Annotated in this window: 14 protein-coding genes; 9 read left to right on the top strand and 5 right to left on the bottom strand. The window is 53.2% G+C overall.

The window, feature by feature from the left end; translation table 11 throughout:
* Nucleotides 1-25: 25 nt before the first annotated feature.
* Nucleotides 26-463, bottom strand: coding sequence for a CsbD family protein (locus SH573x_RS05440; protein ID WP_479353319.1), 438 nt, complete (start codon nt 461-463; stop codon nt 26-28).
* A gap of 284 nt (nt 464-747) precedes the next feature.
* Here SH573x_RS05440 and SH573x_RS05435 point away from each other — a divergent pair, with 284 nt between their 5' ends.
* The 5 genes from SH573x_RS05435 (at nt 748) to SH573x_RS05415 (ending at nt 4,344) form a co-directional block, all read left to right on the top strand.
* Nucleotides 748-921 (top strand): DUF1328 domain-containing protein, encoded by a 174-nt coding sequence (locus tag SH573x_RS05435; protein WP_479353318.1) that lies wholly within the window; start codon nt 748-750, stop codon nt 919-921.
* 174 nt (nt 922-1,095) lie between these two features.
* The gene (locus SH573x_RS05430) at nt 1,096-2,064 is read left to right on the top strand and encodes a diacylglycerol/lipid kinase family protein (protein WP_479353317.1); all 969 of its coding nucleotides are present in this window, start codon (nt 1,096-1,098) and stop codon (nt 2,062-2,064) included.
* A gap of 99 nt (nt 2,065-2,163) precedes the next feature.
* Nucleotides 2,164-2,523, top strand: coding sequence for a hypothetical protein (locus tag SH573x_RS05425; protein ID WP_479353316.1), 360 nt, complete (start codon nt 2,164-2,166; stop codon nt 2,521-2,523).
* 472 nt (nt 2,524-2,995) lie between these two features.
* Complete coding sequence (locus tag SH573x_RS05420) at nt 2,996-3,133, top strand: hypothetical protein (protein ID WP_479353315.1); 138 nt, start codon at nt 2,996-2,998, stop codon at nt 3,131-3,133.
* Between the two features lie 68 nt (nt 3,134-3,201).
* Nucleotides 3,202-4,344 (top strand): putative zinc-binding metallopeptidase, encoded by a 1,143-nt coding sequence (locus SH573x_RS05415; RefSeq protein ID WP_479353314.1) that lies wholly within the window; start codon nt 3,202-3,204, stop codon nt 4,342-4,344.
* On the opposite strand, the gene SH573x_RS05410 is transcribed toward SH573x_RS05415, so the two are convergent.
* From SH573x_RS05410 to xrtU, 3 genes are all read right to left on the bottom strand, one after another.
* A complete protein-coding gene (locus SH573x_RS05410; protein WP_479353313.1) occupies nt 4,283-5,194 on the bottom strand; it encodes a hypothetical protein in 912 nt (303 codons plus the stop codon). The genes SH573x_RS05415 and SH573x_RS05410 overlap by 62 nt on opposite strands.
* Nucleotides 5,195-5,320: 126 nt before the next feature.
* Entirely contained in the window at nt 5,321-7,090 is a 1,770-nt protein-coding gene (locus tag SH573x_RS05405) for a tetratricopeptide repeat protein (RefSeq protein WP_479353312.1), read from the bottom strand.
* A 43-nt stretch (nt 7,091-7,133) separates the two neighbouring features.
* Nucleotides 7,134-8,921: an exosortase U gene (xrtU, locus tag SH573x_RS05400; RefSeq protein ID WP_479353311.1), complete on the bottom strand. Its 1,788-nt coding sequence runs from the start codon at nt 8,919-8,921 to the stop codon at nt 7,134-7,136.
* A gap of 219 nt (nt 8,922-9,140) precedes the next feature.
* On the opposite strand from xrtU, the gene SH573x_RS05395 reads away from it, so the two are divergent.
* Nucleotides 9,141-10,433: an outer membrane protein assembly factor BamB family protein gene (locus SH573x_RS05395; protein ID WP_479353310.1), complete on the top strand. Its 1,293-nt coding sequence runs from the start codon at nt 9,141-9,143 to the stop codon at nt 10,431-10,433.
* 94 nt (nt 10,434-10,527) lie between these two features.
* Here SH573x_RS05395 and SH573x_RS05390 read toward each other — a convergent pair whose 3' ends face one another.
* On the bottom strand, nt 10,528-10,986 hold the full coding sequence (locus SH573x_RS05390; protein ID WP_479353309.1) for an Hsp20/alpha crystallin family protein: 459 nt from the start codon (nt 10,984-10,986) through the stop codon (nt 10,528-10,530).
* Between the two features lie 809 nt (nt 10,987-11,795).
* On the opposite strand from SH573x_RS05390, the gene SH573x_RS05385 reads away from it, so the two are divergent.
* The 3 genes from SH573x_RS05385 (at nt 11,796) to SH573x_RS05375 (ending at nt 16,143) form a co-directional block, all read left to right on the top strand.
* Nucleotides 11,796-12,419 (top strand): TlpA disulfide reductase family protein, encoded by a 624-nt coding sequence (locus tag SH573x_RS05385; RefSeq protein ID WP_479353308.1) that lies wholly within the window; start codon nt 11,796-11,798, stop codon nt 12,417-12,419.
* Between the two features lie 410 nt (nt 12,420-12,829).
* On the top strand, nt 12,830-14,329 hold the full coding sequence (locus SH573x_RS05380; protein ID WP_479353307.1) for an ammonium transporter: 1,500 nt from the start codon (nt 12,830-12,832) through the stop codon (nt 14,327-14,329).
* Between the two features lie 128 nt (nt 14,330-14,457).
* On the top strand, nt 14,458-16,143 hold the full coding sequence (locus SH573x_RS05375) for an amino acid permease (protein ID WP_479353306.1): 1,686 nt from the start codon (nt 14,458-14,460) through the stop codon (nt 16,141-16,143).
* Nucleotides 16,144-16,223: the final 80 nt, after the last annotated feature.

Below are 16,223 nucleotides of genomic sequence, written 5' to 3'. Positions count from 1 at the left end.
AGAATCCATAGCCTAAGCTCTGGAACTACCAACGACGATTGTTGCTGCCGCCAAATAGTGAAGCGCCAGTAATCAAACCCGCGGCAATACCCGCAACAAATGCAATCGCGATCGACTCCACCGGTCGCTGCTTGACCGTCTGACGGGCCACGCGATAACCGTCTTGCGCCGCGGAAGCGGCATAGTCATACCCTTCGCGCACTCGATCGCCTGCCATCGATGCATATTCGCTCGCACCTTCGGCTACACGATTCATTGTACCGGACGCGTTATTGCTCAAAGAACGAATATAAGATTCGATATCCTCACGAGCCTGACCAGTCTTGCGCTGAATAACGCCAACCAGCTGATTGACATCGCCCTTCAATCCAGCCAGGTCATCACCTGTCAGTTGCGAGTACTTCTTCTGCACTGCGCCTACCATTTGATTCCAAGAACCTTGCACATCTTCGCGAGTCAACATATTTACGCTCCTCAAACTTGGACAACAGTGTCTCATGCTCAGCCGCTAACGCTGAACGCATCCAGCTTCAGCTGTTTGCATTAGACGCCAGTTGCATTCGCCGTACCAATCCGTCAAACGTGATCGATAATCGCGCAGCTGTGCACATGTTCTGACTAACCTCGCTTTGGCACAGCCCTTGCAACACCGCTAGATTCGACGGCGGCCAATCTAAGATTTGGAGTGTTTCCAAGTAGTGCCGCGAAACAATATCACTAACGACTTGTGTTGTGAGGAGCGGTACCATGCTTTCTTGGGCTTTGACTTTCCTGGTGTTGGCAATTATCGCCGCAGTGTTTGGATTCGGTGGAATCGCTGCAGGCGCATCACAAATTGCTCAAATTCTGTTCTTTCTGTTTTTGGTAATGTTTGTTGTCAGCCTGATCACTGGCGGACTGCGTGGACGCACACCGGTCTGAACACGCTGGCAGCGAGCAATTCACAAGCGGGCGGCGGCTTAACAGCCCCTGCGTATTACATGCAGCTTTTACAGCGGCGCAACATTGACGCATGTCAGTTGCGTCGCTGTTGTCGTTGGCATCGCAAGAAAAAAATCGGATCGTATTGCTTGTCGAATTAAGGAACGGTTCTACATGGCTCAATTGCCTCAGCCTCTTTCGACCAGCGTCTTGAATTTCAGCTCAGCTCTCAACAGTCCCACGCTCTTAGTAGGCAGCAGAACGGCGGTAGTCGAACAGTTTCCAGAGCATGCAGCCGCATTGCTAGAATGTTCAAACATCAAACTGTGCGGTGAACTGCCGGACTCAGACCCAGCCTGCGAACTCTGGCAACGAATTCAAACGCTGCAGCCAGATCGAATCTGGATCGTGGGTGGTGATGGAACTATTAATCTAGTTGGACAATGTGCTCTGCGAGTAAGCCAATCAATCCCTTGCTGGCTAACACCGGCTGGCACCGCCAACGACTTAGCTCGATCGTTGAGTGAACGCTTTTTGGACAAAGATCCGGTGCCCGAGAAACCCATGCCTTCGATCTCTCCACAGATCTTAGTTGATCTTCTGTCAGTCAAACTAGATAACAATCCTTGGGTACAGTGTAGCGCTAACATGCTGACGCTTGGAACAAGCGCACGCAATACGCATCATGTGACCACTGAGATAAAAGCTCGCTGGGGCGCGTTGGCCTATCTGACGCAGGTATGGCGAGCAATGGCCGATCTCGAACCGTTTACTATTCGCTTAACTGTTGGCCAGACTGAACCCAGGACCGTTGAAAACATCCTGAACGTGTTTGTTGCCAACGGCAAATATTGTGGCGGCGGTTTTCAGATTGCCCCCCAAGCCTCCATTGATGATGCTTTGATGGATGTACTGATTATTCGACAAGGTACGACAACGGAACTGGCACACCTGGCCACGTCCTACCTGACTGGCAACCACTCCGAGCATAATCTCGTCGAGCACTTCACTGCTAAACACTTGAAGATCCAGTGCGAGAACTCTTCGCCTATCACCCTGGATGGCGAATCGTTCACGGCACAGAGCATCGAGATCAACATCGAGCCGGCACGTTTGCCAACAAGCTTGGTATTGCCGCAATAAGGGCTGCGGGGCTGGCACGCAACGTGCATCGAGTTCTAGTGTGTTTCAGGCAGTGTGTTACTGCGTTAAAAACGAACGACAACTCTTTTGGAGTATGGGATGATGAAACGGTTTTTAGGTTTGGGATTGCTGCTAGCGACATTTGGGCTGGTTGGTTGTGACGAAACAGTGAATGACCATCAAGCAGATGCCGTACGTGAACAATCGAACGCGGATGCCGACGCCGTACGGAATCAACACAACCAAGCCGCAGACAATGTCCGCGATGCAACTGGCAAAGACGCCCTGGGCAATGCCCGTACAAATTCCGCCGAAAATCGCGCCGATGCGATTGAAGAACATGGCGAGAACAAAGCCGACGCAATCGAGCAGGCCGGCGAGAACAAAGCCGACACGATTGAAAATCGCGATAACGTGAATACCCCGAGCACGGTTCCGGGAACTACAACTCCTCGCTAGATTTAAAACGCGTCCCGCATAGCAATCAACGGCGAACTGTAACCAGTTCGCCGTTTTGCATTTACCCCTGGAGCTAGCGATGCTCTGCGCGAATTTCTCGCGACCGTTGAATTGGCACGGCGAGTGCTATTTAAATCGAAAATCAATGGTTGTGCCAACCCCGAGAATTACTGAACGCGAACTTTAGAATTGCATGGGAAGGAAGTAAAGATGTTGCAGACCCTCGCCGCAAAAGCTAAGCCAGTCAAGACTAATTTCACACAACATAGAGCTCGTCAACTTGACGTTCGCAATAGTTGGTCCGTCCAACAGCGAATCGAGCGGAGGCAGCGAGCGGAGATTCGTCAATTGCAATTGCTGCAACTGGCTGGTTTGCAACTGGTTTGTTCACGGTAGCGCCGGGGCTGCTGCCGCTGCATCGTTTCGCCCGCAGCTGCTTTATGTTTCTCTATCTATCTCGACGGTATACATCATGAAAAAAATTCACTCTGGACTCAAATGCATCGGTCAACGCTCGGGCAAAGTTAAGTATGCGTTGGCCATGTGGTTATTGGGCCTGCCTTTACCGATTGTCTTGATCGCACTATTCTGGGGTGGCTGTGACTGGTAGTACTCGACTTCGAGTAACAGATCAACCAGCCGCGGATATCTAGGTTGATTTGCTTCCGAAAGTGCATCGTGAAAACTAGTTTTTGCAAGTGTGGCAATCGACTGTTTTTTAACAACCATAGTTGTTTGGCCTGTGGTAGGGCAGTGGGCGATTGCCAGGTCTGTTCGCACTTAACTAGCTTTAGCCAAGATGGCGGTACATTGGCCATACGGTCCAATGACGTGCAATCAACTGACAGTCCTACCCCCCAAGACCGCTGGCAGTGCGATCAACCTGCATGCTTACGCGATGTAGTGCCTTGTGCCAACCGATTCAAAGGGGCGTGTACAAGTTTCGTGGAAGTTGGCCAACCTGAGCTCTGTCCATGGTGTCAGTTCACGACGTTTATTCCTGACCTTACGTTAGCTCCAAATCAACTACGCTGGGCGTCGCTGGAGGCAGCCAAACGCAGGCTCTTGGCAGCGCTTGAACAACTTGAATTGCCGCCTTATATATCCGGCCTTAAAGAGCAGTATCCGCTCTCATTCGAATTCCGTGCCCCGATTGTCGTTGATGGCATTAGTCAACCGGTCATAACCGGTCATGCACAAGGCGTGATCACCGTCAACGCCGAGGAGGCGGACAGTGACCGTCGGGAGGCAACCCGGCTTGCGCTAGGCGAGCCGCAACGAACACTCATTGGACACATGCGTCACGAAATCGGGCACTATATAGATTGGTCATACGCTTCGCGCGTGGCGCTCGACGAATACGTCGTGCTCTTCGGGGATCCCAACGCATTCGATTACGAACAGTCTAAGCAACGTCACTATGCCGAAGGCGCGCCGGCGGATTGGCGTCAACGCCATGTGAGTGCCTATGCGTCCATGCATCCTTGGGAGGATTTTGCTGAAACGGTCAACGCGTACTTGGACATCTTGGCCATCGCAGAGACGGCTCGAGATCAGAAATTGGCCGAGATCGATACCAGTCCCAGCGCTTCGGCGGCCGGTATGGTCACAGCGATATTGCCTTTAGCCGTAGCCATTTCCGAGTTCAATTTAGACCTTGGCTTGCAGCCACTGCTGCCCGAACATCTCTCGCAAACGGCGATCGACAAACTGGCCTACGTACATCGGCTGCGGGCCCCAGCTGTGCGTGCTGAGTACATTAAGCAGCACGAGCAGCCTTCCACCGGCGGCGGGCCTGCCAAGCTAGAACCGGCAGGCTAAACAGCGCGAGCGAAGTGGGTTCGGGTACAACGATCAAGCTAAGCTGCTGGCCGCCCACCATAGCCCCATTGATTGCATTGGTGTAGCGAGCGATTAGGGAATCGCCCGAACCTGCGGATGCGTCGCCAAAATCGCCCCCGGTATAGGTAAACCAGTGCACTCCCACCAGAACTGGCCGCCCCATAATAATCATGAACGATGGTGCACCGGAGTCGCCAGAGTTTACTTTCGCTTCATCGGGCCCAACGCCCCCGGTGGGCGTGTCGTAATCAAAGATGATCGTATCGCTGATGGTTGGGCCGAGAGCTGGGTCGGAAAAATTGGCCAGGAAGGCATCAACCGTGTTTCGTCCAACCTTCATCTGGGCAGTGGGTACCACCACATTGCCTGCGACTCCGTAGACGTACAATTCGTGATTTAGGAAGCTCAACGGATCGGGAAAAGCGGCTACTTCAAATGTATTGAAATTGGTAGGTGAGTCGATGCGTCCCAGCCACACATCCGATCCTGATATCTGCTGGCCCCCAACTACATTCACTATTTGACTTGGACCGGTCACGGAATTCGATCCGTACAGAGTCAAGGTTTCGCCCACACCTGGATGAAAGTGCGTTGCACTGATGAAATAGTTAGGGCTGATCATAGTTGCCCAGCGTCCTCCACTACTTCGGGCAACGCCAGACCAATCGAACGGATCGCCGATGAACTGGCTGCTATTGGCGAAACGGTTATGTTTCGCTGGATCATAACCGCGCACCGTCAGATCCGCGATCGCCGAAGACTGAAACCATGCCACGCAGCAAGCCATGAAAGCTACAAGCGCTTGCCATTTCAAATTAGGAAGTATCATCGTCTCGTCCCCCTTAACGCGCAGAACCACCATTTCGCATTAAGTACACAATGTGCAAGATAAGCAAGTGTCCGGTTCAGTTTTCTGCAAAGATTTGCCAGGCTAGACTGTGCAAGCAAAATTTAACTACTTCTTGGGAGCAACATTGCCAGTCGGGTTTTTCACTGGCAGCGTCGTTTTGGATTGTGGGGGTGTGTTGGGGGGAGTTCCGCCGGGTTGAATAAGCCCTGTAAGAGCTGCATTGGCATCAGCTTCTGCCTCCGCCTCAGGACCGACGGCCGCTGGAGGCTTTTTGGCTGCTTCTTCTTTAAGTTGGGCCAGCGACTTCTCTTGAGCCTTGGCCAAATCTTCCAAGCCAGCTTCTCGATAAGCCTTGACCATCAATTCGCGCGTATTGATACGTTTGGCATCGATGCCAATGGCTTTCTCCAGGCTCTCGACGGCATCCAATGGACGCCCAGCTATGATGCGTATCTGCCCTTGGCTATCGTACAGTTCGGGATTGCGACCATCGACGCTAATGGCTTTGGCAATTAACTCTTCCGAGCGTTCAACTTTGGATGCGTCGGTCAGTGCGAGAGCTAACGATAGGTTGTTTAAGGCTACAGGGTGGTTGGGTGCAGCCTTTAAAGTCAGTTCCAAGTGTGGAATGGAGTCAATAAGACGCCCAGCTTTGATACATTGATTGGCTAGTATGAGGTGGGCCAAAGCCGTCGCTTTGCCTTCGGCTAATTGTTGCTCCATGACTGCTTTCAATTCCGCGGAAGCGCTGACGCCCATATCGTCCAACAGTGCAATTTCAGTACTGAGATTAGGATTGGCCGGATACTCCTTCATGGCCAAGTCGAGCAAGCTCAAATTGAACTCGAGTCCCTTGGGTGTTTTTCGAACGGATTTGCGATACATCAGGCGCAGGGCTTCGGAACCCAAATATTTCAACTGTTCGTTTTCACCTTCAAGCGTATTGAGGCCCGCCCGGGTGACTTGAAGGGCTTCCTGAAAATTCTCTTCCGTCAGTTCCAAGGAAGCCAACTGAATGAAGTCTTGTAGTTTAGGGGTGGGCTTTTTGATGGCGGCTTGCAGCGTAGAACGAGCCGAAACAGAAGCTTCGTCGGCTACCCGCGGCACATTAAAGCGGCGCGCCATGATCGAATAGGCACTTTGTAGCCCAGGGTCTTTTCGCGCGGCTTTATTCATTACCTCCAGAGCTTCTCCTCGTTTGCCCGTGTTGGCCAAGAGGTTTGCATAGATCGCTAGCAATCCGCTTCCAGCACCTTCCCAGTTCTGAACTCGCGATAAGTGATCAATCAACTTTGCCTGATCTTCTTTACTGAGAGGTTGGCGTCCAAGTAAATCAATGGCTAACCAGGCGTGTGCGGGTGCAAAACCTTTTTCATTCTCTAATGATGCGATCTCTTCCATCATGCGCCGCGCTTGGGGCAAACGCTGACTTCGAGCCATCTGCAAGGCTACGACGTAGCGAGTACGAGCGCTCTCGTCGTTGAGTTTTAGCAGTCTTCGGTAGAGCATATCGCTGAACGAAGACGTGGCCTCTTCGTCCATCAAGATGGTGCTACGTTTCTCTTCATCTTCAGTTCTTTGGGTTTCCGACTTCAACCTTGCTTGTTCTACTTCGGCAATTTGCGCGTATCTTTTAACGAGCGTGTCGCGACTAAGCGACTTACCCCACAGAACTAGCCCGAAAGCCAAAGCAACCAACAACAGGGCCGGCGAAAACAACAACAGACGTCGCCAGGGACGTGTCGAAATACACGAATTGAATACTTCCTCGGCAGCGTGTATCAAAAGGCCTGGCCGAGAGAACGCTCTGATCCAACTCTGTAGAAGCGTTGGCTGATCTTCGTCCGTTTCGACAACACGATTGACTGGGTTCATAATGCAAAGACTACTATGTGTATTGTGATCAAAGTACGAGGGGTTACTTAACGTTGGCTGCTTTCACCTTTTCGCGAAGAGCTTTGCGTGCCTCTGCGAACTGCTTGCGCAAATCATCCTTCTCATCAGCGTTAAGCTTCCGACCGCTTTCGATTACCAACTGAATCTGATAGCAAATGGGCTGAAACACCGGAGCATCAGTGGGCGAGGAATTGAGAAGTGTTCGCAAGCGACCAGTTACGTTTTGTGAGGCTGCTGACTCAATGACGTTCTCAAAGGGTTCGCAGTCGTCTGTCATGAGTGCATAACAAACGAATCCTCGCGAACCAAACTCGTTGCTCATTTCAATTTCGCGCCAGCCCCAGCCATCGTCATTTGCCTGGCTGAACGTTTCCACTGCCTCGACTTCCCAGCCCGAGTTGCCATAACAAACCTCCAAGGGATGGTAACCACGAAACGGGAAGTCTACTGACAAAAGAAAGCGTTGCTCCTGCTTGCGGTACTCCCAGATCAGCGAATGGGCACCTAAGAAACTGGCAGTGGATCGAGCTTCTGTTGCGAAATTGATACGTAACCATTCGCCTAACGAACCAGGCAAATCTTCCTTCTTTGGGAGTTTAGCCAATTGTTCAGGCGTGTATTCGGACAAGCCGTACGAAAAGATACCTGCTGGCTTGTCTCGGGCGACCACAATGGCAGGCAGAATTCCGGCCAATAGTGCAATGGCTGCCATCGAGCGCGTCACAATTCGCACCGACTTTTGCTGCCAAGGCTCTATGCGCGAAATCTTGGACTTTTGTTGCTCTCTCAACATTTGCTCATGCCGCAGCCTCGCAGCCCTTTCCTGAGGCGTCTCGTCTTCACTTTCCTCAAGCTTCGCTAAAGGATCCGTGGCAGGCCAGCATAAAAATGCATTCAGGGTCTTGAATACAAAATTGAAGTCCGGCGATGCAGGAGGAAATGGCTGAAGAAAGCCAGCCAAGAGCCATTCAGTCATCCATAAACCGAAGGCCGCCAGCGAGAATGTCAGCAATCCTAACAACTCATGGTCTAAACCGTGACTTAAGTCTCTTTGGTAATACTCTTGAGCCAACGCGATCGCCAGCAAACGCAAGAAATTACCGAACATGGCCCAGATAGGCACCGAAGCGATTACCAAGAATGAACACAAGAGGCTACGACCGTTGACCAGCACCAGCAGGGCACCTGCAGCCAACAACGCGTACATGCTAGCGATACCACTACAAGCCTCTTCGACAAACAGTTGCTGGCCCTTAATTTCAATTACGTTTGCCATGCGCATATGAGGAACGCCGAGCGCATCCATCGCATAGCCACAGGCCGCCGAGCTTGTGCCTTGTAGCCACGATATAAATCCAGCATCCCATCCAAAAGGCAGTGGTAGCGTTACCAACAACAACCCAGTCCAGGCGGCAACCGTACTCCAAGGCACCGAACCGCAACGCCCTAACCCCCACGCCAGAAACACCCCGATTGCGGCCACGTGAGCCAACCACGGCGCAAAAGCCCAGGCACCCAGCATCGAAACCAGAATCGACACACACAGCACGACAATACTCCAGGTCATTCGACCTTTTGTAATCGGCTGTTCATCAGCAGGCTGGTTCAGGATTGCGCGGATCGGGAAATAAAAGGCCACCAAGACCAGCACTGGAAAGAATTGGCGCTCAGGGCGCCCCATCACTCGCTGCCACTGCACCAGCAACAGGGGTGACATGGCAATCATCGGAACAATCAATACCCACAGGTCCCAAGCTTTAAAGTATTGGGGCGAGGTTTTCTGCGGACTCACGGCAACCGTGGCACTCATCGAGTTACTTTCCTACGACACAAACTTGAAAAGCCAATAAACTGCCATTAATGGTCAGCCGCTACTAGCGGGATCCTGTTCCTATTGTAGCCACAATCTCCCGTGATGAAATCTCTCCGTTGCCTACAGATCCGCGTGATTTTCGGCTGCGAGCATCCATCGTATGATGTCCAGATGAGTTCCAAGCTGCCTAAGTTCCCTTGCTAGCGAGTTAAAACTATGACCGTGCGTATCGCTGCGTTCGCATCCCTATGGGCCATAGCGTGCCTTCAAGTCGCCTTGGCGGAAGATTCACCCCAATTCCGCGGCGCCCAGCGCGATGGCAAAAGCTCGGAAACTGGCCTGTGGTCAGGTATCCGGAAAAAAGAAAAACCGGAATTGCTGTGGATGGGCTCCGGTGTGGGACAAGGTTACGCCAGCGTCTCCGTGGTCGGCCAGCGCATCTACACCTCTGGCAACACCGACCAAGGTCAATCGATCACAGCTCTCTCAGCCGCCGATGGACAAGTGATTTGGTCCAGCCCCATCACCCCCAATGCACCCCAGCATGACTACCAAGGCTCACGCACCACTCCCACCATCGACGGAGACCACCTGTACGCAGTCTCTTCCGGCGGCAGCATCGCTTGCTTGCAGACCGCCGATGGCAAACTCGTCTGGTCGCGCAGCTTCGACGAATGGAACGGCAAGATGATGAGCGGTTGGGGCTACAGCGAATCACCGCTGGTCGACGGCGAAATGGTCATCTGCACGCCCGGCGGTGACAAGGGCATCATGGTCGCGCTCAACAAGCAAACCGGACAAACCGTTTGGTCCGCCACGCTAGCCGCCAGCGACAACAACCAAGGACGTAGTGGTAACTCTCTCAATGACGGTGCCGGATACGCATCGATTATGATCTCCAACGGTGGTGGCGTGAAACAATATGTACAACTGGTTGGCAAAGGTGTCATCGGCGTTCGAGCCAGCGACGGTAAAGTATTGTGGCGCTACACGGGCGTCGCCAACAACGTCGCCAACATCCCTTCGGTGCTCGTCGACAAAGATTTCGTCTTCTGCTCCACCGCTTACGACACCGGCAGCGCACTGCTAAAGCTGACACCCGCCGGCCAAGGCGAAGTCAAAATGACAGAGGTTTACTACTTAGAAGCCAACCAGATGCAAAACAAACATGGGGGCATGGTACTGGTCGATGGTTACATCTATTCAGGCACAGGCAACGGCAACGGCCTGCCCCTGTGCATCAAGATGTCCAATGGCAAAGCTGCGTGGGGACCAGTCCGAGCACCCGGTAATGGAGAATCGAGCGTCACCTATGCCGATGGCGTGGTCGTCTTCCGTCGGCAAAGCGGCGATGTCGATTTTATCGAAGCTACGCCTAAGAAGTTCAATCTATTGATGAGCTTCAAACCAGAGTTTCAAGAGGGCGATACCTGGGCCTACCCCGTGATCTCAGGCGGCAAACTGTACTTGCGCGAGCAAGACAAGATAATGTGCTACAAGCTGAAGTAGTTCGCAACGTAGCGGCGCACCGGCCAGACCTGACACATTACGCGAACCAACGCCGAGGTTGGTTCGCGCAGTGACAATGGACTCAGCCATCTTTTTACTTGCTACGAATCTCGATCTTCTTCGGCTGGGCCTTGGCGCTCTTGGGCAGCTTGACATGCAGCACGCCATGCTCGTACTGAGCATCGATCTTTTCGGCATCAACATCGCTGGGTAACACAATCGAACGCAGGAAACTTCCGCTGGCTCGTTCCGTGTAATGGAAGTTCTTTTCCTTGCGCTCGCTGGTGTGATCGCGCTTGCCCGAGATGATCAATTGACCATCATGCATTTCCAGCTTGACGTCTTCCGGCTTGATACCGGGCAAATCCACCGACACCTCAAAACCTTCGGCCGTTTCTGCCAAGTCGATCGTCGGCATGAATTTGTCGTGGCTGCCATTGCGCAGCATGGTGCCAAAGGTGCGACCAAGGACCGTATCGAACATACGTTCCATGTCGGTCGAGAAATCTTCAAACGGACCATAACGACGAGCGGGAACTTGGGTGCGAGACATTTTTCTCATCTCCTGTGCAGTAACAAACAGTTGAAACTGGGCCACATTTGGCCTCGTCTGTCACTCTGACAGCCGGCCCTTGACAAGGGTCACACAATTTGCAACCAGTGTGCCAATTGCCTGCGGAGTGCGGCGGTCTCTTGCCGCTCCGCAGCCGACAATTCACTCGCGTGGAACGCTGGTCTATGGGTCGGAAGATACGCGCGTTAGCGGGTTCTGTTTTTAAACGCGGAGACGCAGAGGATCGCAGAGAAGTCCGCGTTTTCTCTGCGGACTCGGCGAACTCTGCGTTTCAAAATGGGACCATGCGACTCCGCTTTGATCCCGGCAAGTCGCTTGCCTGGAACGCTGGTCTATGGGCCGGAAGATACGCGCGTTAGCGGGTTCTGTTTTTAAACGCGGAGACGCAGAGGATCGCAGAGAAGTCCGCGTTTTCTCTGCGGATTCTGCGAACTCTGCGTTTCAAAATGGGACCATGCGACTCCGCTTTGATCCCGGCAAGTCGCTTGCCTGGAACGCTGGTCTATGGGCCGGAAGATACGCGCGTTAACGGGTTCTGTTTTTAAACGCGGAGACGCAGAGGATCGCAGAGAAGTCCGCGTTTTCTCTGCGCACTCGGCGAACTCTGCGTTTCAAAATGGGACCGTGCGACTCCGCTTTGATCCCGACATGTCGCTTGCCTGGATCGCTGGTCTATGGGTCGGAAGATACTGTGGTTAGAGGGTTCGGAGCAGCTGAGGACAGCTGCTCTACAGCTCGGTGCTCGCGTATAATGTCGTACACAACTTTACTTTAGGACACTTCCAATTTTGAGCTCTGCGACATCGAACTCATCCCAACGCGGCCCCAACGGCTTGGCCGTTCTGGCGGTGATGGGCGCTGGCATGCTGATCGGCATTGTCTTTCTGGCTTGGCTGGGGTCACCGCGACTAAAATCGGCGTTAGGTCAGTCGCTGTCGCGCGTCGAACTCCAACCTCTGCTGCACGCGGACAAACCGCTGTCCGAGCTGGATCTTCAAGGCAAAGTAACAGTACTGCATTTCTGGGGCACCTGGTGTCCGCCTTGTCGGGAAGAGTTTCCAGAGTTCGTCGAAATAGCCGAGCAGCTCAAGAGCGTCGACGGCATCCAGATACTGGCCGTTTCCAGCAGCCAAGGTCCCGAATACGACCTTGACCAACTAAAGCAATTGACTGCTGAGTTCATGACTGAAATGTCGGCTAAGATCGCTACCTACAGTGATCCGGCTGGGCTGACTCGCAGCCAAGCTGGCCTGCTCCTGCCCGACTCTTCGTTGCCCTATCCAAGCACGTTCTTGATTGACCGCCAAGGAAGGGTCGCCGGCATCTGGCTGCGCTATCAGCCTGGCAACATGAAGCTGATTGCGAAAGAAGCTCAACAGCTGGCCATCGGCAGCCAGGATCTCAAGCTGTAGAGCTGCCATTATCGGCTACTTGCGCCGGTTTACCGAGCGGCTTGGCGAGTCGTTCGGCAGCAATGGGCCGCTCCAAGTCATCTGATCCGCGTGTTTTGCTAGCAAAAAATAATGCGCGATATTTTTCCCGTCTGCAGGTTTTCTTGCCCCTCCCTTCAGGGTTGCACTAAGGCGCCGTACACGCCTTTATTTTTCTTCTATGTATAGTTAAACGCCCTTGAACCTCGATTCTGGAGTCTAAGGGCGAAGCCGGGCAAAGGCAATCTTGAGAATGTGGGGTGAAACCTACTTTCAATTCATCGATTTTTTATCAAAATGCACACAACCCCCATGCAACCCTTCATAGACGAGGTGTACCCAGATGTTCCAGACGTAGCGGCTCCGGTGGAGCTAAGAAGGGCAGTTGAATTATGTTGCATGTGTCGATTCGTGTGTTGCTGGTGGCACTAAGCATCACGCTTAGTGGTGCCTTGTCATCTCTTGCGGTAGCTCAGGACCCGGCCCCAGCAGAGGCGGCACCAGCAGCTGCGGCAGAACCGGCGGCGGCCGCGTTGACTGTTGAAGAACGGCTGGCGAACATTGAAGCCTATTTCGGCAACACAACCGGTGCGGAAACGGCTACCAACTCGCTGAACGGTCCTGGCCACAATGGCTGGATCATGGTTTGTAGTGCGTTAGTTCTCTTTATGACCTTGCCTGGCCTGGCGTTGTTCTATGGCGGTTTGGTCCGCGAAAAGAACGTGCTGAGCGTGGTCGCCCAGTGCTTTGGCTGTGCCGGACTGGTTACGATCCTGTGGGTCGTCATTGGCTACACGTCGGTCTTTGGTGAAGGCGATGGCGCTTCGCCTTACTGGGGCAGCATGAAGCACATCATGATGGACGGGGTCAGCCTGAATCCGGACACCGGTATTACCGCATGGGTATCCGAAGCGGTCTTTGCGATGTTTCAGTTGATGTTCGCTATCATCACGCCGGCGCTGATTGTGGGTGCCATTGCTGAACGCATGAAGTACTCAGCCATCATGTTGTTCATTGGGTTGTGGATGTTTGCTGTTTATTTCCCTCTGGCTCACATGGTTTGGGGCGGTACCGGATTGATGAATGGAGTATGGAATGATGCCGCGGCAATCCGATCCATCGACTTCGCTGGCGGTACGGTCGTGCACATGAGTTCGGGATGGTCAGCTCTAGTGCTGTGTATCATCCTCGGACCACGCAAAGGCTTTGGTAAAGTTCCTATGCCTCCGCACAGCATGGTGCTGGTATCGATTGGCACGGGCATGCTGTGGGTTGGTTGGTATGGATTTAACGCTGGTTCGGCCCTGGCTGCTGACGGCATTGCCGCCAACGCCTTTGCGACCACCACGGTGGCTGCGGCAGTTGCGAGTTTTGTTTGGCCAGCGATTGAGTATGTTCGCAATGGCAAGCCTTCGATCCTGGGATTCTGTTCCGGAGCAGTTGCGGGATTGGTCGTCGTAACCCCAGCTTGCGGTTTCATCACAATCAAAGGCGCGCTGATCATCGGCGTGTTGGCCGGGATCGTACCTTATGTATTCTGCACGATGGTCAAGAAAGCCCTCAAGTACGATGACGCGCTGGATACCTTCGGCGTACACGCTGTTGGCGGAACGCTCGGCGCGCTGCTAACAGGCTTGCTGGCCGACCCCAACACCAACGGCAATCTGGTTGGTGACATTGCCAAGAAGAATGGCATGGCCGAAGTCATCCAGAACAACATGTTGTGGATGGAGCAGCTCAAGGCGATGGCCCTGACACTGGTCTTGTCCGTAGTCGCTACCGTAGTAATAGCGATGATTGTCAAAGCCGTCGTTGGTTTGCGTCCATCACCAGAGACCGAAGACACCGGCTTGGATATCGTCGAACACGGCGAAGCCGGTTACGAAGGCTAATCGTCAACATGACCACCTTGCGTCATGCACCCAGTGACGTATGACTCTGCTACACTACAGCCCGGTCTTCCAAGGCCGGGCTGTTTTTTTGAATGTCTTTGCTCAAACTTCAAACTACAAACTTCTCTATGTTGTTTCGTCGCAAAAGTCTGGCTGCGATACGTGCCGAGTTGGACAATCAGTCTGGCGAAGATGGTTTACATCGCAGTTTGAATCTCTTCGATCTGGTCTGCTTTGGCATCGCTGCCATCGTCGGTGCAGGCATCTTTTCGACGATCGGTAGTGCCGCAGCCGAAGGCGGTCCCGCGGTTAGTTTATTGTTTGTACTGACGGCAATCACCTGCTTATTTTCCGCGTTGTGCTACGCGGAGTTTGCAGCCCGCGTGCCGGTCAGCGGTAGCGCCTACACGTATGCCTACGCGGCCTTTGGCGAGTTGATCGCATGGATCATCGGCTGGGCGCTGATCATGGAGTACGCCATTGGCAATAGCACGGTAGCCTTTTCGTGGTCTGAATACTTTTCAACACTGCTAGCTGGACTTCAGATCGACATTCCAGATTGGCTAGAGACCGACTACTACTCATGCTCGCTGGCTGCCGCTCGCGATGCAGCGGGTGAGACGATCGAAGATAACAAGCGTATAGCTCACGAACTGTGCCTGCGCATCTGGAACCAGGCGCCACGACTGGGCAACTTCCCAATCATTCTCGACGTGCCAGCGCTTCTAATTAATGTTGCAGTAACGGCTTTGGTGTACATCGGCATCAAAGAGTCGAAGAACGCCAGCAACATGATGGTGATCTTGAAGGTCTGTGTCGTGCTAGCGGTCATCGCAGTTGGTCTGTTCTACGTGCAGCCAGCCAATTGGTCACCCTTTGCACCGCGTGGAGTGGGTGGAGTGCTGAACGGTATTGCCGCAGTATTCTTTGCGTATATCGGTTTCGATGCGATCTCGACCACCGCCGAGGAATGCAAGAATCCGCAGCGTGACTTGCCGCGAGCGACCATAATCACGCTGATCATCTGCACGGTGCTCTATATCGTGATCTCCTTGGTGCTCACCGGCATGGTTTCGTATAAGGAATTGGCGGTCGCAGATCCACTAGCCTTCGTCTTCGAAAAGTACAATCTAAGACTAATGGCTGGGATTGTTTCGCTGAGCGCTGTCGTCGCGATCACCAGCGTGTTTCTGGTCTTTCAAATTGGCCAACCGCGCATATGGATGGCCATGTCACGCGATGGTCTACTGCCACCTCGCTTTGCCAAGATTCACCCACGCTTCAAGACGCCTGCCTTTGCGACCGTGATCACGGGTGTCTTAGTGGCGATTCCTACGTTGTGTTTGAACCAGGCATTTGTCACCGACCTATGTAGCATCGGCACCCTGTTCGCTTTTATGCTGGTCTCCGCCGGTATCTTGGCGCTGGACGACCAGGAAGAGCATCATAGTAAAGGTACGTTTCGGGTACCGTACATCAACGGCGCGTATATCATGCCGCTCGTATGGGCTGGGTACACCTATGGGATGATGTTTCTGTTGCCCAGCAATCACAACGTATTTCGGCAACTGGCCTACGCCAAAGTTCCCTACGTTATCTTTTATGTCGCCTTGTCCATTATGACCGTGCTGGCTATTCGCCGCGGTTGGTCGCTTATTCCCGTGCTCGGTGTCTTAACCAATCTGTATTTGATCGCCGGCTTGGGCGTTAAGACTTGGGAAGGCTATTTGGTGTGGTGCGTGATTGGTCTGGCCATCTACTTCTGCTACGGCTATCGCCACAGTCGCCTGGCCAAGGCGGCCACTGGACAGTAAGCCGCGAGCGTTAGCCCCGGTTCCAACTAAACCGCGGGCGTTAGCCGACCGCTTTGAAGCTAGCATTTTAGTGTTTTTTG

It is taken from the genome of Rania fehmarnensis (genome assembly GCF_056494185.1).
This window is presented reverse-complemented; position numbering and strand designations above follow the sequence as displayed.